The sequence below is a fragment of the Muriventricola aceti genome (assembly GCF_025567565.1).
GTDB classification, from domain to species: Bacteria; Bacillota; Clostridia; order Oscillospirales; family Oscillospiraceae; genus Lawsonibacter; species Lawsonibacter aceti.
Genome location: NZ_JAOQKF010000017.1, coordinates 25,859 through 45,310 on the forward strand (window position 1 = coordinate 25,859; position 19,452 = coordinate 45,310).

21 protein-coding genes, 1 tRNA gene and 1 pseudogene are annotated in these 19,452 nt (G+C 50.9%); 9 read left to right on the top strand and 14 right to left on the bottom strand.

The window, feature by feature from the left end:
- Positions 1–160 precede the first annotated feature (160 nt).
- From OCV64_RS15175 to OCV64_RS15195, 5 genes and pseudogenes are all read right to left on the bottom strand, one after another.
- Positions 161–768: pseudogene (locus tag OCV64_RS15175) on the bottom strand (type IV secretory system conjugative DNA transfer family protein); the annotation flags it as partial.
- Between the two features lie 814 nt (positions 769–1,582).
- Positions 1,583–1,789 carry a hypothetical protein gene (locus OCV64_RS15180; RefSeq protein ID WP_262670461.1) on the bottom strand — a complete coding sequence of 69 codons (207 nt, stop codon included), beginning with the start codon at positions 1,787–1,789 and terminating at the stop codon, positions 1,583–1,585.
- Complete coding sequence (locus tag OCV64_RS15185) at positions 1,699–2,055, bottom strand: hypothetical protein (protein WP_262670477.1); 357 nt, start codon at positions 2,053–2,055, stop codon at positions 1,699–1,701. The genes OCV64_RS15180 and OCV64_RS15185 overlap by 91 nt, the downstream gene beginning before the upstream one ends.
- A gap of 402 nt (positions 2,056–2,457) precedes the next feature.
- Positions 2,458–2,679: a hypothetical protein gene (locus tag OCV64_RS15190; protein ID WP_262670462.1), complete on the bottom strand. Its 222-nt coding sequence runs from the start codon at positions 2,677–2,679 to the stop codon at positions 2,458–2,460.
- A 165-nt stretch (positions 2,680–2,844) separates the two neighbouring features.
- Positions 2,845–3,234, bottom strand: a complete 390-nt coding sequence (locus tag OCV64_RS15195) for a hypothetical protein (RefSeq protein ID WP_186852000.1) — start codon at positions 3,232–3,234, stop codon at positions 2,845–2,847.
- Positions 3,235–3,403: 169 nt separating this feature from the next.
- On the opposite strand from OCV64_RS15195, the gene OCV64_RS15200 reads away from it, so the two are divergent.
- From OCV64_RS15200 to OCV64_RS15215, 4 genes are all read left to right on the top strand, one after another.
- Positions 3,404–3,601, top strand: a complete 198-nt coding sequence (locus tag OCV64_RS15200; protein WP_262670463.1) for a helix-turn-helix domain-containing protein — start codon at positions 3,404–3,406, stop codon at positions 3,599–3,601.
- Positions 3,602–3,710: 109 nt separating this feature from the next.
- Positions 3,711–5,543 carry a DUF2075 domain-containing protein gene (locus OCV64_RS15205; protein WP_262670464.1) on the top strand — a complete coding sequence of 611 codons (1,833 nt, stop codon included), beginning with the start codon at positions 3,711–3,713 and terminating at the stop codon, positions 5,541–5,543.
- Between the two features lie 183 nt (positions 5,544–5,726).
- On the top strand, positions 5,727–7,223 hold the full coding sequence (locus OCV64_RS15210; protein WP_262670465.1) for a DUF2075 domain-containing protein: 1,497 nt from the start codon (positions 5,727–5,729) through the stop codon (positions 7,221–7,223).
- Positions 7,220–7,555, top strand: coding sequence for a nucleotide pyrophosphohydrolase (locus tag OCV64_RS15215; protein WP_262670466.1), 336 nt, complete (start codon positions 7,220–7,222; stop codon positions 7,553–7,555). Before OCV64_RS15210 ends, OCV64_RS15215 begins: the two co-directional genes overlap by 4 nt.
- A gap of 76 nt (positions 7,556–7,631) precedes the next feature.
- On the opposite strand, the gene OCV64_RS15220 is transcribed toward OCV64_RS15215, so the two are convergent.
- Positions 7,632–7,955 carry a Rieske 2Fe-2S domain-containing protein gene (locus OCV64_RS15220; protein WP_262670467.1) on the bottom strand — a complete coding sequence of 108 codons (324 nt, stop codon included), beginning with the start codon at positions 7,953–7,955 and terminating at the stop codon, positions 7,632–7,634.
- Between the two features lie 269 nt (positions 7,956–8,224).
- Positions 8,225–8,878, bottom strand: coding sequence for an FAD-binding oxidoreductase/lyase (locus OCV64_RS15225; RefSeq protein ID WP_262670468.1), 654 nt, complete (start codon positions 8,876–8,878; stop codon positions 8,225–8,227).
- 467 nt (positions 8,879–9,345) lie between these two features.
- On the opposite strand from OCV64_RS15225, the gene OCV64_RS15230 reads away from it, so the two are divergent.
- Positions 9,346–9,555: a helix-turn-helix domain-containing protein gene (locus OCV64_RS15230; RefSeq protein WP_118644345.1), complete on the top strand. Its 210-nt coding sequence runs from the start codon at positions 9,346–9,348 to the stop codon at positions 9,553–9,555.
- 372 nt (positions 9,556–9,927) lie between these two features.
- On the opposite strand, the gene OCV64_RS15235 is transcribed toward OCV64_RS15230, so the two are convergent.
- Entirely contained in the window at positions 9,928–10,125 is a 198-nt protein-coding gene (locus OCV64_RS15235; RefSeq protein ID WP_262670469.1) for a helix-turn-helix domain-containing protein, read from the bottom strand.
- 982 nt (positions 10,126–11,107) lie between these two features.
- Positions 11,108–12,043: a LysR family transcriptional regulator gene (locus OCV64_RS15240; RefSeq protein WP_262670470.1), complete on the bottom strand. Its 936-nt coding sequence runs from the start codon at positions 12,041–12,043 to the stop codon at positions 11,108–11,110.
- A 243-nt stretch (positions 12,044–12,286) separates the two neighbouring features.
- Here OCV64_RS15240 and OCV64_RS15245 point away from each other — a divergent pair, with 243 nt between their 5' ends.
- The 3 genes from OCV64_RS15245 to OCV64_RS15255 all read left to right on the top strand — a co-directional run bounded on the left by OCV64_RS15245 (position 12,287) and on the right by OCV64_RS15255 (position 15,457).
- Positions 12,287–13,303 (top strand): NHL repeat-containing protein, encoded by a 1,017-nt coding sequence (locus OCV64_RS15245; protein ID WP_262670471.1) that lies wholly within the window; start codon positions 12,287–12,289, stop codon positions 13,301–13,303.
- Positions 13,304–13,336: 33 nt separating this feature from the next.
- Complete coding sequence (locus OCV64_RS15250) at positions 13,337–14,041, top strand: RraA family protein (RefSeq protein ID WP_186853435.1); 705 nt, start codon at positions 13,337–13,339, stop codon at positions 14,039–14,041.
- Positions 14,042–14,134: 93 nt separating this feature from the next.
- Positions 14,135–15,457 (top strand): CitMHS family transporter, encoded by a 1,323-nt coding sequence (locus OCV64_RS15255; RefSeq protein WP_147573417.1) that lies wholly within the window; start codon positions 14,135–14,137, stop codon positions 15,455–15,457.
- An 883-nt stretch (positions 15,458–16,340) separates the two neighbouring features.
- Here the strand turns inward: OCV64_RS15255 and OCV64_RS15260 are convergent.
- The 4 genes from OCV64_RS15260 to OCV64_RS15275 form a co-directional block, all read right to left on the bottom strand.
- Entirely contained in the window at positions 16,341–16,601 is a 261-nt protein-coding gene (locus OCV64_RS15260) for a hypothetical protein (protein WP_262670472.1), read from the bottom strand.
- Positions 16,602–16,829: 228 nt separating this feature from the next.
- A complete protein-coding gene (locus OCV64_RS15265) occupies positions 16,830–17,315 on the bottom strand; it encodes a hypothetical protein (protein ID WP_262670473.1) in 486 nt (161 codons plus the stop codon).
- Between the two features lie 11 nt (positions 17,316–17,326).
- Complete coding sequence (locus tag OCV64_RS15270; RefSeq protein WP_262670474.1) at positions 17,327–18,073, bottom strand: hypothetical protein; 747 nt, start codon at positions 18,071–18,073, stop codon at positions 17,327–17,329.
- Positions 18,074–18,407: 334 nt separating this feature from the next.
- Positions 18,408–18,481, bottom strand: a tRNA-Gly gene (locus OCV64_RS15275).
- 181 nt (positions 18,482–18,662) lie between these two features.
- Here OCV64_RS15275 and OCV64_RS15280 point away from each other — a divergent pair.
- A complete protein-coding gene (locus tag OCV64_RS15280; RefSeq protein ID WP_366461182.1) occupies positions 18,663–19,037 on the top strand; it encodes a desulfoferrodoxin family protein in 375 nt (124 codons plus the stop codon).
- A 130-nt stretch (positions 19,038–19,167) separates the two neighbouring features.
- On the opposite strand, the gene OCV64_RS15285 is transcribed toward OCV64_RS15280, so the two are convergent.
- The coding region (locus OCV64_RS15285; protein ID WP_262670475.1) for an S-layer homology domain-containing protein at positions 19,168–19,452 on the bottom strand (285 nt) is incomplete at its 5' end.

Below are 19,452 nucleotides of genomic sequence, written 5' to 3' on the forward strand. Positions count from 1 at the left end.
CAGGGCCTCCTCGTCCCTTTGGATTTGCGAGCCGCTTTGATACTTTTACCTACCGCTTGCTAAAGGCGGTATCCATAACAGGTCCGCGCACAACTTTCGATTGCTGTTGTGTGTTGTGCTTACGGACGCACAAAGCAGGTCTACCCATAGTTGGAGGCGTCCCCTCTGGGTTGATGATGACCTTTTCTAGAATCTTGGCGTACTTCTCCGCCTTGGCGTATGTAGCCAAGTTTTTCCCTCCTTACGGCAGGCGTCCATATAGTGGTTAATGAGGGTCGGCAGATTGCAGCCGCCCGATCGTGTGGGATTACGCAGATTGATAACCGCCACCTGATAGCCGTAGCATTGGGGGGCAATGGTCCCATAATTGCGGGCCAAATCCCCCTTAGTATCCAGCGCCAGAAAGCTCATACCGCTAGTGCAGTTGTATTCGCGATTGGGATATAGGAAGAAGGCGGTCTTACCCACGCCACTGGCGCCAATCATGAGGCAATGGATGTCGTCAGTATCCACGATGGCCTGGAGTGGTTTGCTTGTCCGTTTCCGCTTCGGCTTCTTCCTCGGCAGAGCTTCTGTTCCTTTCCGAAGGGAGTGTTCCTTTTCTACCCGTTTTCCGTGTCTCTTCAAATCTCTGCCGCCCACACATCCCAGAACCAGCCCCTGAGCAGTGGGCAGGTCTTTGCCCTGGCGCCAGTGAACCGGCTGAAACAGGATATGCCGGTAGGTCTTGCGGAGTTCCTGCCTGGTAGCCCAGCGGGCACCGTCGCCCCGATGAGCTGGGACGCTTCACCGCCCAGCAGGATCAGCGGGATTAATTGTGTTGTCATAGATTCACCCCATTTCCATTTGCGGAGCCTTTTGTGGTTCTTACTGTTTCAGTTGCTGTGCTTCAATATTGAACGGGGACCTTGGCAAAGGACGTCGCCAGATTCAGCCATCTGTCAACCAGCGTTTCCGTACCTCCTGTGTACGAATCCCCGTTGCTTCCGCCATGTCGAGAACACTCCAGACTTGGACTGCAAGCTCTCTATGACGGTTTTGCAGCGCACCGCAGTTCTGATGGGGGCGGGGATGCGCCCGCACAGTTCTATGTCCAAATTATATACTTCCACTGCTCGACCCATCTGCCCCAGTTCCCTGCTACATACCGCAAGAGCCAGCGCAGACGCCCGTTCCATGCAGCCTATAGCCTAATCAAACCGCCCCATCCGCAGGCGGGAACGGTACTGTTCAAGCAAGCTTGGAACTTCAAGCTTCAGGCGGTCCAGCTTCACCTCCTGCCCGAGTGTGCATATCCGTTCGCAGGTCTCCAGCACCACTATCAGCTGGGGATGTTCCTCCGCACCCTGGGCCTCCAAATCATGTCCGGCTTTGAAATCCTCATTTCAATCCTTGCATGCCCGCTGAAGGACGGCCGCCTGATACCCCCGACCGGCAGGATCTCCGTCAGGCACCCCTCGGCCTCAATGCCAGCCGCATCATGATCCAGTCAAAGGATAGGACGCCGTATTTCCGGCGCCTGCTCCAGCATTCAGAGCATCGCCTGTTCTCCCACACCACACAGGGCCACATGGCTGTGTTGCTACCAGTCGTTTGGATACAGGGTCAAAAAGGAGAGCGGATCGATGGGTGTCTCGAACACATAAATCCGGTCTCTGGTCCCGTTCCAGAGGAAGCCGTATCGGGAATCGCTACCCTTCACATTGATGTGAAAGGTCTTGCCGTTGTCGTTAGTACTCCGCTTTTGGGTACGACGGCCAACGCCGTATTCGTCCTTTCCGGTGAACACGGCGTTGTGATATTTTTCGTCCTCATTGACCAGTCCGACCCAGGCAAAGATTTGAGTACCTCCCGGTCAATGAGGCGCTTTTTCAGGAAATAGGCGTACAGATGCCGCATCTTCCGACCAGCTGGCGGTTGGATGAATTCCTTTTTTGGTTCTTCTCTCTTCCTGGGTGCCGGTTCATAGGCTTGGCCTTGCCGCCGCAGAAACTCCCCCAGGTCCACAGAACTGGCACGATACTTTTGTTCTTCGGTAAAACGGATATAGGTCATACAGTTGGTCACCTCCCAAGATTTTCAAGGTTGGGATAAGGAGGCATCACCTTATGCTGATCTCAGCGTCCTCATGGTCATCGGGCTTGTGCCCCATAGTCATTTTGTTTTCCCGGATTTGCTGCCTGAGCTTGCAGTCCGTAAGCGTGGGTGCCCTGACGGGCCCTCTTGAGTCTGTTCCTAGAATATTCCGCTCAGGTGGTGCAGGAACCGGGTGGCGCAGGAGAGTATGGATGGCCCGTCATCCATGTGTCCAGGAAATATTGGGCATATTCGTTTCCCTGAGCTACAGAGAGAGCAAACCAGCAGGCGGCGGCCTTGGCCGAGTCACCTCCTTTCCCATCAGATAGAGCTTGCCGAGGGCATACTGTGCGTATTGGTTCCCCTGCTCCGCAGAGGCGGTCAGCCAGCGGACTGGTTCTGCGTTCTCTCTGGGGACATTCTCACCCTGAAGCGAAGCCTGCCCAGCCGGTATTGGGCAAGCTGGTTCCCGGCCTCTGTCGACCGTTTCAACCATCTCGCCGCGTCAGAAGCGTCTTTCGCCAGCACACAGGCGGCAGGATTGTCGTCCTGTTCCGCTGCCTTTTTGTAGCGCAGGCATACTGTCTGATTTTTCTGTTCCACTCCCTGTCCCCGTGCGTACAGGCTGGCCAAAGAGTATTGGGCGTACTTGTAGTCCTGCTCCTGTCTTTCTCCCGGCCCAGCCCGTCCTCAAACATCCGGCGCAGATCATGCATGGAAATGGTATTGCCCATTTGGGCCTCTTTCAGGAATAAGCAAAAGGTCCGGTCAAAATCCGGGGGCTGTCCCTCTCCGCCGAACAAAAACCGGCGTGCCTCCTGGTACTGTTCCGTCTATAGCGCTGGAGAGCTTGGGCCTGCCTCTGTGCTTTAGGGTCTCTCCCGAGTCCTCTCCGATATCTCCCGTCTCCACAGGCAACTCAGATTCTGGGGATGCCTCCCCGACCGGATTAGCTTCCGGTATGTTCTGCTCAGACAGAAACTCCTCTGGCACCGTTGGGTCAAAGGCAGCGGCATCATCGTTCAGCCGCAGCGTCTCCTCAATCACCGTGTTTCGAATCTGCTTGAATTCTTTCTGCCGGGAGAGGGGAAGCCGGGGAGTATGGCGTTCCCATTCTGTGTTCTTCTCTACTTCCTCTACAGTTTCTTCTCGTTTCATATCATGCTGTACGGTGGATACACCTAATCGCAAATTGTCCCTATAATCCCCTGCTTTTAATCGCTTTTCAAAAGTCGTATTAGCAAGAAATTAGCAGGAAGGATGATTTGCTACCCGGCAAGACAGCATGGAAATGGCCAAGCTGGCGACATACTCAGGAGGAAAAATCATGGAACAAAAAGAGAAAGAACTGCAGCTCCAGACCCGCGCCTATACGGTGGAAGAGATTGCAACGGTCCTCCATATCGGGCGGTCATCTACCTATACCCTGGTCAAGAAATGGTACTTCAAGAGCGTACGCATTGGCACAGCCATCCGGATCTCCAGAAAGTCCTTCGACGAGTGGCTGAATCAATTTGACTTATAACTTCCTCCAAAAATAGAACTAGGAGTGCTATAAAAGAATGCGGGATGCATCCACTAAACATTCGTGATATAATCAAAAAAACAGCGATCCAGTCAGAAGGAGGGGTGTTATGGACAGAACAGATGGAAGTTATATCAGCACCGTAGGGGTGCTCTATTCGATGAGCGGGAAGGAAATTGCCGACCATCTACGAGAATCCCAGGGAAACCCTTCCGAATCAGAATACAGATCCTGGGAGAACTCAATTCCGATTTTGGTCAAGGTTCTGCATCAGGCAGGACTGGATGCGTTGACATTGGTTTTGGAATATCAGACCCCAATTGGCAGCCGCATCGACGCCGTGCTCCTGGGGGAAGGGAAAACAACGGGAAAGCCGCTGGTGCTGATCATCGAACTCAAGCAGTGGAGCGCTATAGAAGAAAATGCGGCAGGGCGGGAGAGCAGTGTCTCTATCTGCCTGTCCCGAGCGGAAAACCGTTTTGAGGAAAGGCTCCATCCTGTCCAACAGACGCTGACCTACGCCAAGCATCTGCGGATGAACCACAGTAATGTGGCAGACGGGAAGATGGATGTGCGATGCCGTCAATTCCTCCATAATTTTAAGGATAAGGAGCAGCTCTTCCAGGGCAGTTATCAGGCATATGAGCCACTACGGCATGAAACCTACACCAAAGGGGAAGAGGCGTTGCTGGCTGCGGACTTGAGAAGCTTGTTCTCTTCCGAGCCGAAGCCGGAGGTGGTGGAACAGTTTCTTACCGGCACCTATGTGCTGGGGCAGATCGGCTTCCAGGATTTAAGGAAAGTATTGGAGAAAAAAGAAAACGCAGCCATGCTGGATGACCAGATCGAGGTCAACCGCAAGATCTGCGGTATGATCGATCAGCTCCATAGTCCGCAGTTCGGCAAGCATCTGATGATCATCTCGGGCCCGCCTGGTACTGGGAAAACCGTGGTGGGATTGCACGCCATTTATGCCTACTGTCAGAAATTCGGCCCTTCCTGGCAGAACCGGGGCGGCTGCATCTTTGCGCTGCCCAGAAGCCGTACACTCTCTCTGGTCATTGCGGGCGCCTCAGGTGTGCCGCCCGCCTATCTGGATGCGGTCCCGCCGGGACGGGATCTGGTTGTTGTAGATGAGGCTCATCGGATTGAACATCTGGAATCCACGATGACCAGCCTGTTTCAAAAGGCCAATATGGTGGTGGTGCTGCAGGACGACCGGCAGCGAATCCGTCTGACAGAGGAGGGGACGGTGGAGCATTTCCGGCAGTTTGCCCAGGCGCACGGCATTTCCTGCGCCACCTACTCTTTGGCATCTCAAAAGCGGGCGGGGTACCTGGGCAGCTATGTCTCCGACCTGGATAAGCTCTTTTATGACCGCCAGAAGCAGCCGTTGAAGCGGCAGTCTGCGCTGGAGCTGCGTTGCTGGGAGGATCTGAACGATCTGGACAGATACCTCCATGACCTGTGGTCAGCGGGCCGCCATGTGAAATGGTATGCGCCCTTCTGCTGGAAGTGGAGCTTTGATACAAGAATAAGGGATATTCATATCAGACAAGCTGCAGGGGATTTCAAGAAACCATGGAATCCACAGCCAAAAGAAGAACAGTACCGATGGTATGTAGGAGAAAAAGAGGAATATCTGGACCAGGTAGGCTGTATCTACACGGCACAGGGCCTGGAATTTGACGATGTCGGTGTGATCTGGTGGGATGACCTCCGATGGGATGAAGATATCCACGATTGGCGCATCGATCTGGGCAGCAACTGTGATACAGCATTCGTGGCTGCGATCCGAAGCAGTCAGGCCAGCGAGCAGGAGATTGTGGAGCTGGTGCTGAATACCTATCGGGTACTGCTTACCCGGGCCAAGAGCAGCGTCCATATCTGGTTCCGAGACCAGAACACGAAAGAACATGTGAGAAAGGTAATGGGTTTTTAAATGGCAGGCAAGAAATATGGGGTGATCTCTCTTTCTCTTGTGGCGAAGAGCCTGGATACCAGCCACTGCAGTGAAGAACAGATGGCGATCCTAACATGCGGACGCGTGATCTACATTTATTATGGACAGAAGTCGTTTTATGTTGGACAAACCGATCGGTTTTTAAAGCGGCACAAGGAACATATGGCAGAAGTGAAGACGGACTACCGGAAGTTAAAAAAAGTGGTGGTCCTCTTTGGTCAGTATGTGGATGGGAATTCCCAAAATGACCTGGAGGCGCTGCTGATCACCTATCTTACAGCGGACCAGGAGAAGTTGCTGCAGAAGGAAAAGCGGGTGTGCCGGAATGGAACCAAGGGCAATCGATTTGTGGATTATCCCTATCGGGGAGAAGTGCTGGCACAGGTGCTGACGCCCTTCTGGGAACAGGAACTGTACAGGGCCGGACTGGTGCATCAAAAGTCCCTGGATGGACTGCGCAACAGTATTCTGTTCAAGTATTCTCCCTTTACGGAACTGTCTGAGGAACAGTTTGAGCTGATCCATGAGATAGAAAAGGACACTCGAAGCTTCCTCGTCGAAGGGACGGTGGGAACGGGGAAGACCGTAGTGCTGACCAACCTGGCAGCCCGGCTTTGTGAACATCATGATTGGAATGTAGGGGTGGTAGTAAAGTCAAACTGGGTCCAGACCGCCCGCGGCATTTTTCGGGCCTATGGGCTTGGGAAAAACATTACGGTGGGGACCGCTTATCAGTTGATCCGGCAGAAGAAGCGATTCCATATCCTTTTGGTGGATGAGGCTCACCGGCTGCGATGGAACAGCCCGAAACAAAATCATGTGACCACAGGGATCTTTGATCCCAACGATCCCCGGAAGAATGAACTGTTCCTGCTGGGAGAAAGGACGGACCGGCTGGTGCTTCTCTATGACGCCATTCAGGCGATTCGTCCATCGGATATTCCATACCGGGATTTCCAGGATTATGTTCAGGAAAAGCATATGGAAAGGCGTATGCTCACCAAGCAGTTTCGTGTGCGGGTCCAGGATAAAGATGCGACCTACACGGCGGATGACTACGTCAACGGGATCTGTTCCTTCCTGCAGATCAAAGAGAGCGCGTTTGATCCGCGTGTGTTTCAGAACCCATCCAAGGATGCCTATTTTGGTATCGTGGATTCCATCCATGAATTGTTTGACTATGTGGATGAGCGGCGGCAGTATCATCCGAACGCCCAGTGCAGGGTACTGGCCGGATATGCCCGTCCCTGGGGAAGCCACTATAAACCGGGGCACAAGCGTTATGCGGAATTTGACTGGGTGGAGGATGAGGAACATCGTTGGAAATGGAATTCCACGTATAAAAACTGGATCGCGTTGCCAGGGAGCGAGGATGAGATCGGATCGATCCATGCGATACAGGGCGTGGACCTGGACTATGTGGGCGTCGTGATCGCGAAGGACCTGACCTGTCAGGGAGGGAAGGTGACGGCAGTCAAAGAGCACTATTTTGACACCAATGGGACGCCGCCGAAAGAGAGTTTTTCTCTGTCAGAACTCAGCGCATATGTGAGGCAGATCTATTATGTGCTCCTGACAAGGGGCATCAGCGGGATCCGGGTCTATTTTGAAGACCCAGCATTGAAACAGCATTTTATGGAGGTCGTGGGGCGGACATGAAACAGGAGACGATACAGGAAATCAATCGCTTTCGGGATGAGCGCCACTGGCGGCAATTTCACAACCCCAAAGACCTGGCGATCTCCATTTCTCTGGAGGCGTCGGAACTTCTGGAACTATTTCAATGGAAGGGCAATGAGGAGGTCGTGGGCGTTAGGACCGAACAGCTGCAGGAGGAACTGGCGGATGTTCTCATCTATGCCGCTATGCTGGCAGATGATCTGGGATTTGACCTGGACGAAATTGTGAGAAAAAAGCTCGAAAAAAACAGCCGGAAATACCCTATTGAGAAGAGCATCGGCCGCAAAGACAAATATACTGAGTTGGAATAAAAGTTGAATCCCCCGTTTGTACGCCAAAATCTGGGTGTCAACGGGGGATTTCTATCCGAATTATAGGTTTGTCATCTCATAGTTTCAGATCTCCTGTAGCGGGACCGTCGATGCGTTTGCCGTCCTCTGCAAACCGGGAGCCGTGGCAGGGGCAGTCCCAGGTGTGTTCCTGAGGGTTCCACTTCAGTGCGCAGCCCAGATGGGGGCAGCGTCTTGTGGTGGGGGTGAGCAGGCTGACTATGGCCTCCCAGCCGTTGACGGCCAGCTGGGGGCGGAGCATAGAGCGGGAAGGGGAGAACACATCCGCATAAGGATTTGTTTTGCACTGGACTAGGTCGCTCAAAATCATAGCAGAGACTATGACTGTGGTCATGCCCCACTTGTTGAAGCCTGTTGCCACATACAGACCTGATGTGGAAGCAGAGTAAGGCCCGATATAAGGAATGCTATCCAGACTTATACAATCCTGCGTAGCCCTATAGTATTTCTCCGTGGCCTTTGGGTAACGCTTTGCGGCAAAGTCCTGTAGCACATGCCATCCGCCGCTCACCAGCAGAAGGTCTCCGTGTTTGTGGAAGGAGAGGCCATTCTCTGACTCATCAATATACATGCCATCTACATTTGTGGCATGTTCCAAAGCCATGACATAGGAGTGGTGCTGATATAGCCTCAGAAAATAGCTGCCGTGCTTGTTAAGAAACAGGGAAAGTGGGTGGATACGATGATTTTCTCTGCGTGCATTCTGCCCCGGTCAGTGACCGCTGTGGTACCAATCAGCTCCCGCACCAGGGTGTGCTTATAGATGTGCAGACTCTTGGAGAGTGCAGAGAAAAATTGCAATGGATGGAACTGGGCCTGATTTGTAAGCATGACCGCACCTGTCGTGGGGAAGAGGAGAGGCAGATGGTCAGCAAATTCTGCGCCGGCCCCCAACTGCTCCAGGACGCTCAGTTCTGTCTCTAACGCTTCCCGGTTAGACATAAGCGGGTTTTTCTTCGAAGTCACAGTCCATGCCCTGGCACAGCATCCGGTAGTTCTGGAGGGCCGCCTCATTGGCAGAAAGGTATTGCTGTGCCCAGTCAAATCCAAAGGTTGGATAGGCTTATGGTAGATGAGTCTGTGAATGGTCAGCTTGGCGGTGGTATTTTTGTAATGCCGCTGCAAATCATTTTTTCTTCTACCAACAGGGTATTCCGGCCTGGTGTAGTAAGTAGGCACACAGGACTCCCGCCACGCCCCGCCAATAAGTACATTGGTGGTTACATCCCGTTCGAATGAGGGAAAGTCTGTATACTCCCAAGTTTGCTCCCATACTGATTTCATGTCCGCGTCCTCCCATAATACAGTCATGGAATTAGTGTTTTCCAAATGAAGGGAAGTATACATGTGAGGGTGTATGTGGATAGGGAAGCAACATGTGTGAATGCGAGCCAAGGGTTTTATAAGAAAGCTAGATAAAACAAAAGGGCGGAGCAGATGGAGTACATGTATCCTTTTCGCCCTCAGTTAGATTACCGATAAGGAGGAAAGAATAAAAGATTCATAAAGTACACCTCTCGCTTAGGAGTACGGCGTACTATTTCGTAAATTGTTCATATCATATCTTCCCGTGTTGTTTCTTCGCAAATTGTGCTGCCTGGAGGCAGGTCAATTTGCACAAATTCCCCTGAAATATGCTGCCTTGCAACGGCTTTTCAAATGTCGTATTAGCAAGGTATTAGCAGGAACCTCTTGTGACAGAGGGCTTCCAGGGGCTATTTAAAAATGATATTAGCAAGGGAGATAATTTTATGAGCACCAACGAAAAAGGGACGCCCCAAAGCAGAACATACACTGTGAATGACATCGCAGCCATTCTCGGTATTGGCCGCGCGTCGGCCTATAAACTCGCCAACTCCGGATTGTTCAAGACGATCCGCATCGGCAACATGATTCGCATCTCCAGGAAGTCCTTTGAGGATTGGCTGAAAAGCGAGGGCTTGGACGACGAAACTGAATAACTTATAAGAGCGCCATAGGTTGAAACCTAAGGCGCTCTTTCGCTATTAGCAGTTTTATGCATCTTCAATGCAACTCTTAATACGATCCTTAAACTTTTTGAGTATGAAAAGTGTATCTCATTTTTATATCAGTTGCAATTATTTCTGCTTACAGTTACTCCATTTCGAAGAAACAAGCTTTCTCTATTTTTGAAAATCCAAGGGGGCGTTTTTAATAATTAAATCAAAATCTAATGCATCTATTAATTCTTTTGCGCGCATTCCTTCGTGATATGCTAATCCAGGCCCCAAAAGTCTAAAAAGTCGTTTCACCTTCCTTTTCCCTTTTGACCCTGTAGGAATAGGACACGGTGCAATTCCTAAAAACTTATCTTAAAGCTCTAAACTATCCAGCCACTCGTCGAAGGACTTTCTGGAGATCCGGATGGCTGTGCCGATGCGTACGCTTTTGAAGTACCCTTTCTTGACCAGGGTATAGGTAGATAACCGCCCGATATGGAGGACCGTTGCAATCTCTTCCACCGTATAGGCGCGGGTCTGGGGCTGCAATTCTTTCTCTTTTTGTTCCATGATTTTACCTCCTGATATGTCGCCGGATGGGCCGTTTTGATGCCGTTATGCTGGGCAGCAAATCCTCCTTCCTGCTAATTTCTTGCTAATACGACTTTTGAAAAGCGGTTAAAAGCAGGGGATTATAGGGACAATTTGCGATTAGGTGTATCCGCCGTACAGCATGATATGAAACGAGAAGAAACTGTAGAGGAAGTAGAGAAGAACACAGAATGGGAACGCCATACTCCACAGACTCCATCTGCGCAGTGGTGTGGAGAAGTTCCCGCACCGCTTCGGCCTGCATGGGGAGTCCAGCAGTGTGGACGAGATGTTCATCCCCGATTTGCTGGCGAACTTCCGTCCAGCGGCGGTCTGCCTGATACGCCGGACTGCGTTATCAATCCAGTTCAGATGGCGTGCGGCCTCCTCCAGCTGACGGGCGGCGGCGTACAGTGCGAGGCCGTTGCGCATCCATTGGGTGGTGTGACCGCATCTTCATCGAGGACTGAGAGGAGCGAGATGGTTGCGTGGGCGATGATATCACACACATGGACGGGGACGATCGTTTTCGTATTCATGTTTTCCTTCCTTTTTGATTCAGTGTTTGGTAGTGTGTGCTACTGTCAAACACGATGCTCCTTTGCGGTTGGAAAAGCTATTCAGCAAACCCACCGAACTTTTTGCTGTGGTTTCGCTTATGATTGACAGTTTCCAGAGCAGAGGGTGGCTGTGTTCAGCCGCCCCCTGCTCCAATCGTTTTGAATCGTCTCTACGGGTCCTTCTCTTGCCGTCTGAGGGGCGAGTGTTGCGCCTCCTTAGGCTCTACAGTTAATACAGGTATTTTGCTCCCTGCTCGTAATCGTCAAATGTGGTTAAATTAATTAAGACCCCGTATTTAGTGGCGAGGTCTTAACGTTTATAAAATTGTGGTTTTGCCTATTTGGGAACGAAAAAGTGAAAGAATCTTTTGTATTCTTTCATTCTATAAAATCAAATCTGATCACATGGTCCACTCCAAATTACATAGCGACAACAATTCTAAAAATTTCCTGGCCGTCCAGGGTAGGTGGCGATCAGCACTATAGGCTACATATACCTGACTTTGTTTATCAAAATCTCGCAGGGGGACCAGTACCACCTGGTCGTACAGATTTTTTACAGCTAAACATATCCTACCAGTCACTTCAAAAGTAAAGGCTATCCCCATCCCTTTGGCACACAGGTGAAGCAGGCTGTTCATCTCATTGAGTTGGATTAGAGGCGCCGCATTCACTCCCAGATGGTCTAAGTATAGATCGGTCAGATTCCGGCTTTGGGTCCCGACAATATTCATCAGCAATGGCTCCTCGCTTAATAATGCACGCAGGTCCGTCCTAGTGAGTTTTTCTGGGTCATATGCCATCCCTCTGCGGGCTAGAATCTCACGGGGGATGACAAGGCAGAAACGATTATCAAAATTCTGAGCAGCACGTATCCCTGGGGGTAGCCCACTGCTGAAGTTGCATATTGTCAGATCTAAGTGTCCAGCTAATAGGTCGGACAGCAACCCCTTAGACTGTCCCGTGCGAATGTCTAATTCAATATACGGGTTCTCCTGATGAAACCGAGGAAGAAGTTCAGGTAGGATAGCTCGTTGTAAAAAAACAGTAAAGCCTATCGTAAGTTTGCCTCGCCTGTGCATACAAATCTCATCCAACTCTACTGCCAGCTCCCGCTCACCTTGAATTACTTCTCTGGCAAAACGATGGAAACGCTCACCCGCATAAGTTAACTGTAGTTTTGGCGTGCGCTGGAATAATTTGACATCATAGGCGCCTTCCAAACGACGAATCTGTTCACTGACTGCTTGCGGAGAAGTAAACAGATTTTGAGCCGCCTGTGTGATACTCCCTGACTCTACCACGGCGACGAAATATTTTAGGTTCATGAGGTTCATTTTATGCCTCATCTCCTTCCAACTTTTTATTATATGTGCTTTTATCTTAAATAACAAGATTTTTCTTGTTATTTCATTCATAAAATTCATGATTTTCTTTTTGTAAAATATGTTATAAAATTGCAATGTCAAAGCCAAGTGTTATTGAGCAAAACACCGAATTACTTTGTTCAGTACACGGCCCTAATAATTCCTGGCCAGGAAACCAAAAGGGAACAATATTGACAGAAAAGGAGCAATTATATGAAGGAGATCGTCTGTTCTTTTGACAGGCCACATTCTTTCTCAGAACTGTTCCAGCTAGGATCCATGTCCTTTCAGGTAGATGTAGAGTGGGCTAAATGGCCTGATGAATTTATGGGGATCCATGTCATGAACACTTGCTGGGGAGACGATGGTTTTCTTTATGCTGCCACCGACCGCAGCGAGGCACCTATTGTAGTGATGGATGGAAAAGGGCAGTTTGTCAGGGCTATAGGTCAGGGGCTATTCCAAAAAGCGCATAGTGTCTTTTGTACTGCTAAGGATACCCTGATTGTAGCTGACGCAGGCAAGAACTCCCACTTCATTAGGGAAATTACGCCCCAAGGCCAACTTGTGCGTACCTTCGGGACCCCTGGTGTTCCGGGAAACAGCGGCTATGAGTTCGACTATTTCATTACCATGGAGGCAGAAAATCGTCAGCCCACGCAGCATCCTTGGTGCACCGATCCAAAAGCTATGGCCCGTCTGGACAGTATCCAAAAGCGAGGTGGCCCCTTCTGCCGTCCTTGTGCTATGCTTCTCTCAGATGATGGTATGTATTACGCTGCAGACGGCTATGGGAACTGTGCTGTCCACCGCTTTGATTCCAATGGGAATTATTTAGATTCCTGGGGATCCCCCGGTACTGAGCCTGGCGCCTTTCGTATCGTCCACGCGATACTCATAGACCGCTTTGACAGGGTATGGGTAGCCGACCGTGAGAATTGCCGAGTCCAACTATTTACCCGCACTGGAGATTTACTGGCTGTCACTAAAGTCGGAATGTCACGGGCCGGCGGGATTTGGGCTGATGCTAAATTCCTCTATGTAGGAGAATTGGACGGGGGTCTTACTCTTATTGATCTGGAACGACTGGAGGTAGTCGGACAGACTGCTGGTGCCGGCCAATTCTTCCGCATCCACGGTATTACCGGCGACTCAGCAGGAAACCTCTATCTGTCCACTAATAAATGGGGCCCTAATCAAAACAATCTAATTAGGCTAGTCCGGGTTTGACCTGGCAGCCTCTTATCAGAAAGGAGAACAATTATGAGCGTCGGTAACCGTATTTTTCTGCAACGTAATCTGCCAGATCCTAAAATAATGGAGCAATTTCGCAACCTGCCAGCCGCTAATGTGGCAGACACTATGGGACGTTCCTGCGCACTGTGCAGTGAGATTCACCTGATTAACCGCCCCAAGGACTCCATTATGGTAGGTGCCGCTCTGACAGTAAAGGCCCGCCCTGGAGATAACTTGTTCATTCACCGGGCTCTGGACTTAGCCGGGGAGAATGATGTAGTCGTTGTTTCCAATGAAGGGGACAGATCTCAGTCTCTAATGGGAGAGATTATGGCTGTATACGCAGAGCATACCCGTAAAATTCGGGGTATCGTCTTGGATGGTCCAATCCGTGACGTGGACGAACTGTCCAAGATGGAGCATATGTTCCTCTACGCTACCGGCTCCACCCCAGGCGGTCCCTATAAGGAGGGGCCAGGAGAGATCAATGTTCCAATTTCCGTAGGTAACATTGCGGTTAATCCTGGAGACATTGTTTTAGGGGATGCTGACGGTGTCATCATTATTCCTCGGAAAGATGCCGACAAAATTTTGGAAACCGCTATCCCATTTGCCGTTGCTGACGCAGGGAAAGTAGATGCTGCTCGGACCGGCAAAGCAAATCGCCAATGGGTAGCGGACACCCTGGAGAAGAAGGGTGTAGAGATCATCGACGATGTATATCACGGGTAAATCTCCAGATAACATCGGCGCGTTGTACCACAGGTTGAATTCAGATCTCTGCTCGTTACTCTGGAAGCATATAAAAACGTTAGGAGGGTCTTTATGTCAGGACTAGCTCTAATTGGCTACTTGATGATTTTTTCCCTGATGGTCATAATCATTACCAAGAAAATGAGCGCCTTTTCCGCACTGATTTTGATTCCCCTGGTCTTTGGTATCATCGCTTGTATCTATAACGGCGAAAATCCATTTGTCTTGGGCTCCTATATCAGTGACGGGATTGCCGGTATCGTCGGTACCTTTACCACTGTACTTTTTGCTATTACATACTTCGGTCTTATGTTTGCCGCAGGCCTATTTGATCCCATCGTAGATAAAATTGTCAAGGTCGTTCACGGTGACCCGCTCCGGGTCCTAGTAGGCACCGCCGCAATGGCTATGTTGGTAGCCTTGGATGGAGATGGCAGCACCACATATATCATCTGTGCTACTGCTTTAGTCCCCATCTATGATTTGCTAAAAATCAAAAAGTTGTATCTCTGCTGCCTAATGATTCTTTCTGCTTGCATTATGGATATGATGCCCTGGGGTGGTCCTACGGTTCGTGCCATGGTCACTTGCGGGCTAACCTCCGATGTTATGTTCCGTTCACTGCTACCCAGTATGATTTGTGGAGCTCTCTATGTGCTTGCGTTGGCTGCATATTTTGGTATTAAGGAACGCAAGCGTTTGGGTATCATTGACGTTTCTGGCAGCCAAGGAAGCTATGAATTCCGCCGCCAACTCAGCGAAGATGAGCTTTCACAGCGCCGTCCCAAACTGTGGGCTTTCAACCTAATTCTTACTCTTGCTCTGATGGTATTGCTAGTCGCTGGTCTGCTCAGCGCCAATGTTACCTTTGCCATTGGCTGTGGCATTACTCTGGTAGTCAACTGGCATGATTCAGGTATGCAGATGAAATTAGTCAAGACAAAGGGGCACGAGTACGTTACTACCTTGGCAATGATGGCCAGTGCAGCTGTACTGGTGGGTATTATGAGCGGAACCGGTATCTCTGATGCCATTGCTCATCACCTCTCTGAGTTAATTCCCGAGGCACTAGGAAATCACTTCCCGGCGTTGCTAGCTCTTATCTCTCTGCCTGGCGACTGGTTTTTGTCGGTGGATTCCTTCTATTATGGCGTGCTACCCATTCTATCAGAGGCTGGCTATGCCTATGGCTTCACCAGTGTGAATATAGCCATCGCCTCTATCATGGGGCAAGCTATCCATATGTGTAGCCCATTGGTTGGATCCTTCTATGTAGCCCTTAATCTTACTGGTCAGGACATGATCAGTGTACAGAAAATAGTGGTCCGCTGGGGGCTTGGGCTATTTGTAGCATTCTGTATTGGAGCGGTAGCTACTGGTGCCTTCCCTCTATAAGGATAAAGGGTACTGTTCTCAAAAGATATTTAGCTAGTTTATTGTATCCTACAGTCATAATAGGAAAACCTGGAGTATGCTCAGAATCAAAAAAATTAGGCGAAACAGTTAAAGGTATCCGGATTTGTGAGATATTGATATAGTAACAGGCGGGGGACAAAAATTTGTCCCCCGCCTGTTTTATAATAATATTATTTTGTAGGTGTGGCTGAAACCCTCTTCATCGTGATGGCGTTGTCCTACTGGTTGCAGGTGATGGCACCGTACAGTTTTCTCCACAGACAGTCCATGTAGGACACATGGTCTTTCTCCCCCTGGATGTATTCCTCTAGAGCTTTTGTAGACTGGCCAGTAAATATTTTTCTGGAAGGAACAGCTTTTCAGCTTCCCGTCTGTGGTCTGCGGAGCTTACTGTATCGTCATATGCATTACCCGCCTCTGATGATATTGGTATCCTGATTATCAGTCATGGGGGGGATCGGGCGCGGTCACGGAGAGGGAATGGCGCAACCACCCCGCAGTGGATCATCTGTGCCAGTTGGACTCAGCTCTCAGCAGTCTCCAGTAGTTCCTTTTCCTCCATTTTATAAGTTTACCGCTCTTTGCAACTGACCACACAATGCCACATCCCCGCGGGAAAAGCCATTCAAAAAATCCAACGAGAAATGCGCCCTCGCTTTGACGTAGACACCCAGGTCACATGGTCGGCCCGGTGGGCGGCTACAGATCCTCTGCCATGACCTGGGCGCTGTATTCCGCAAGGCCCATGCCCGTCTACTCCTGACAGTAGTCCTCTATCTTCCGTTGCAGGACTTCCTTTTCAGCCGCGTTGAGGTGATAGGAGAGGACCGTTCCACTGCCGTCCGCCGGTGGAGTGCGATCTCTAATCGCAGACCTGACCGGATGCCATATCGTAGTTGGCGTAGACATTCAGACAGTCGCCGTTCTTTGTAGTGCAGACCTGAGTCCCGAAAACCGCATCCACGTCGAAGGACGTCTCCAGGTAAAAATTCAGGAGGCCGTCCACCTCGGAGATATCCTCCGCCTGGTATAGCATCTGTTCAAAAGAGGAGGCCCCGCACTCTCCCCGCAGGTAGGAGCGTAGGAGCCGGACGGCATCTAGGAACTCTAGAGTCCGTTCCATCTGAAGACAGGGTCCTATCCAGACTCCCGGATGTGGAAAACGGCGAACCGCTTTGCGGCCTCCAGTTCCTGCAGGGCCTGCTGATCCCCCTGCCAGAGCTTCCGGCTGACGTAGCTGTACTCCCGCTCAGGGACCAACTCATTGATGAGCAGGTCCAGATAGTCCCCGAGCTTATCCTACACGGTCTCATCCTTTAGCTGACGATTCAGCGCATCCAATCTCTCTCCGTCAAAGGAGAGGATAATCTCGGTCTCCTGCATTTCTGGTACCTCCTCTTAACATAGCCCTGTGCGGACCAGGCATCTTAGCTTCCTCTATCGCTTGGGGAGTGTTTTGATCCAGATCCGGCTCACAGTAAAACTCATAAGGGCCAATCCTCCAGCGAATCCCAGGCAGGTCTAGAAAGCGGTCACCAGCGCGGTTCATGATCTCCAGATCGAATTCAATGGCGTTTTCCACTCCGAAGGGCATATCCCGGCCGCTTCTGTGATAGAGCACACAGACCGCCGGCCAGTCCGCCACCTCCAGGTAACTCTGTGAGAGACCCTGTACAGTTTGGTATCCATGACCTGCTCCGGGGTTGTCACCGCACCGGAGGTACAGCAGCTTTCGCTGGGGCCCGTTTCCCAGCCCAGAAGGATGCTGGTGAACCGGATCGGCGCAATCGCCGGTGTCACGTGGGGAGTATACGCTCCGCCCGGTCCAGCACATCATCCAGCTCGTTGCTACCCGCCGCCCAAGGCAGATAGGAGGACATATCCTCCAGCAGATCCCGGACGACGGCGATCTGACGCCTGCGTCTCCGTCTGTTGTGCGTTCCAGCTCTCCTCGGTCTCCCGCCGATATTGGCCAGCTAGGTCACGTTTTTCCCCGAACAGGGGCCGCACATGTGGGAAGCCATAGTGTTCCCCCTCCGCGGTCTCATCGTACCGGCCCAGTACATCGTGGAGCGGTACATCGCACATGGTGAAGAACTCACCGCGCACTGAGCAGGTCCGTTCGGACGGATCGACAGACTCTATAACGCCGCCCCGCAGTTCGAAATCGCCGGGGCCTCCATAATGTTCTGTGCCAACGAACAGCCCGGTTTGACCGCAGTTCCACTCCCATGTGACAAACTCAACTCCGTATCTGCTGGAGTGACCGGCAAGCACAGCGCCGTTAAACTCCGCCAGAAGCTTATAGTTCTCGCCCAGTCCATTTGCTTTCAGGTCTGGGGCCTGCTCGATGAGTGTCATGTACTCCCTGACCACACCGGCAATATCTGTAACCTGGCCTCGAGCCACTTCTGCTGCAGGGTCTGTAGTATCATCCGTTCGGAAGCGGATGCCGCCGCTCTCGGTGACTTGGCACAGCCTGCGGTCATTCCATTCAATTGGCAGGTGACCATCCTCCACAGGCTGTACGGTGTAACCGGCTTTCTGGAGAGCAAGTTTAAGTTCCGAAAAATAGGTGTGCTGTGTGTTGTCCATGACTGTTTCCGTCCTTTCCTGGGCTTGGCGCCCTTTTTCGTTTGTGCCGGAAAACGAAGAACCCCGGTCTGTTGATTCTCTGATACCAACAAACCGGGACTCTATTTTTCGTATATAATTTTTCTGTTCTCGAGCGCCCTTTTTGGCTTGAAAAAGGGCGCCCGCTGCTGCTTTGGGTTCCCAAATATCTAAATCCAGAGTTCAAGTCCATTCGGTTTAAAAAATTCCCGTTTGGCATCTTTTTTTGAACTTCAGAAATTTTGAAAATAAAAAAGCCGCAACGCCTTGGCACAGTGGACTTACAGCCCACTATATCCAAATTGTTGCGGCTTTTTGGAGCAGGTGAAGGGAATCGAACCCTCGTGTTCAGCTTGGGAAGCTGACATTCTGCCATTGAACTACACCTGCAACTTGATAGCTTATATATGATAGCATAATCGTCTGTACTTTGCAAGGGAAAATTCTCATATTTTGAGGAACAATTCTTCCCCAAAATAATTGGATTATTTTGGAGTATTCCAATCTCTTTTCTTGACTTTCTCTTCTGGGCATACTATAATAAAATTATAAGCAAATAATGAGAGGAGTTATTATTATGAAATTTTATCGCTGTGAGCACTGCGGCAATATCATCACCTTTGTTCATTCCGCCGGCGTACCTGTCATGTGCTGTGGCCAGAAGATGACCGAGCTGGTTCCAGGCACCACTGACGGCGCCGCCGAGAAGCACGTACCTGTTGTGGAAGTTCAGGGCAGCACTGTTCAGGTCAAGGTAGGCTCTGTGGAGCATCCCATGCTGCCCGAGCATTTTATTCAGTTCATCGCCATCGAGACCAAACACGGCAGCCAAATCAAATATCTCCAACCTGGTGAGAAGCCGCAGGCCTCCTTTGTGCTGGCTGACGGCGATCAGCTGGTGGCCGCTTATGAGTACTGCAACCTCCATGGCCTTTGGAAAGCCTGAACCCATAGTTTCCATGAATCGCAATAGGCGGCGTGACTGTTTGTCGCGCCGCCTTTTTGTCTGCTGATTTTACGACAGCGCGGCCGCCCTGTAAAAAGGGCGGCCGCGCTATTGTCTTATTCCATAAGGATCATTCCGCCAGTTCCGTACAGAAGTTCATAAAGATCTGTGCTACCTCGGCACGGGTGGCCCCGGCGGTAGGCGCCAGGATACCGTTCCCCTTGCCGGACAGCAGACCAGCGTTCACCGCCCAGTCCATGGCCTTCACGGCATAGCTGGAGATGGAGGAGGCATCCAGATAGCCCTCTGTACCCTTGCCGCTCTGGCTGGTCTTGTACCCCTCGTTCTGGGCGTAGCGGTACAGGATGGCCGCCAGCTGCTCCCGTGTAATGGGATCGTTGGGGCCGAAGGTGTC

What these genes read in the sequence shown, in the direction of transcription:
- OCV64_RS15260 (WP_262670472.1), bottom strand. Translation starts at nt 16,601, where the DNA reads ATGGAACGGACTCTAGAGTTCCTAGATGCCGTCCGGCTCCTACGCTCC.
- OCV64_RS15205 (WP_262670464.1), top strand. Translation starts at nt 3,711, where the DNA reads ATGGACAGAACAGATGGAAGTTATATCAGCACCGTAGGGGTGCTCTAT.
- OCV64_RS15270 (WP_262670474.1), bottom strand. Translation starts at nt 18,073, where the DNA reads ATGGACAACACACAGCACACCTATTTTTCGGAACTTAAACTTGCTCTC.
- OCV64_RS15255 (WP_147573417.1), top strand. Translation starts at nt 14,135, where the DNA reads ATGTCAGGACTAGCTCTAATTGGCTACTTGATGATTTTTTCCCTGATG.
- OCV64_RS15265 (WP_262670473.1), bottom strand. Translation starts at nt 17,315, where the DNA reads ATGATGTGCTGGACCGGGCGGAGCGTATACTCCCCACGTGACACCGGC.
- OCV64_RS15250 (WP_186853435.1), top strand. Translation starts at nt 13,337, where the DNA reads ATGAGCGTCGGTAACCGTATTTTTCTGCAACGTAATCTGCCAGATCCT.
- OCV64_RS15240 (WP_262670470.1), bottom strand. Translation starts at nt 12,043, where the DNA reads ATGAACCTCATGAACCTAAAATATTTCGTCGCCGTGGTAGAGTCAGGG.
- OCV64_RS15235 (WP_262670469.1), bottom strand. Translation starts at nt 10,125, where the DNA reads ATGGAACAAAAAGAGAAAGAATTGCAGCCCCAGACCCGCGCCTATACG.
- OCV64_RS15210 (WP_262670465.1), top strand. Translation starts at nt 5,727, where the DNA reads ATGGCAGAAGTGAAGACGGACTACCGGAAGTTAAAAAAAGTGGTGGTC.
- OCV64_RS15245 (WP_262670471.1), top strand. Translation starts at nt 12,287, where the DNA reads ATGAAGGAGATCGTCTGTTCTTTTGACAGGCCACATTCTTTCTCAGAA.
- OCV64_RS15185 (WP_262670477.1), bottom strand. Translation starts at nt 2,055, where the DNA reads ATGACCTATATCCGTTTTACCGAAGAACAAAAGTATCGTGCCAGTTCT.
- OCV64_RS15225 (WP_262670468.1), bottom strand. Translation starts at nt 8,878, where the DNA reads ATGAAATCAGTATGGGAGCAAACTTGGGAGTATACAGACTTTCCCTCA.
- OCV64_RS15215 (WP_262670466.1), top strand. Translation starts at nt 7,220, where the DNA reads ATGAAACAGGAGACGATACAGGAAATCAATCGCTTTCGGGATGAGCGC.
- OCV64_RS15195 (WP_186852000.1), bottom strand. Translation starts at nt 3,234, where the DNA reads ATGAAACGAGAAGAAACTGTAGAGGAAGTAGAGAAGAACACAGAATGG.
- OCV64_RS15200 (WP_262670463.1), top strand. Translation starts at nt 3,404, where the DNA reads ATGGAACAAAAAGAGAAAGAACTGCAGCTCCAGACCCGCGCCTATACG.
- OCV64_RS15230 (WP_118644345.1), top strand. Translation starts at nt 9,346, where the DNA reads ATGAGCACCAACGAAAAAGGGACGCCCCAAAGCAGAACATACACTGTG.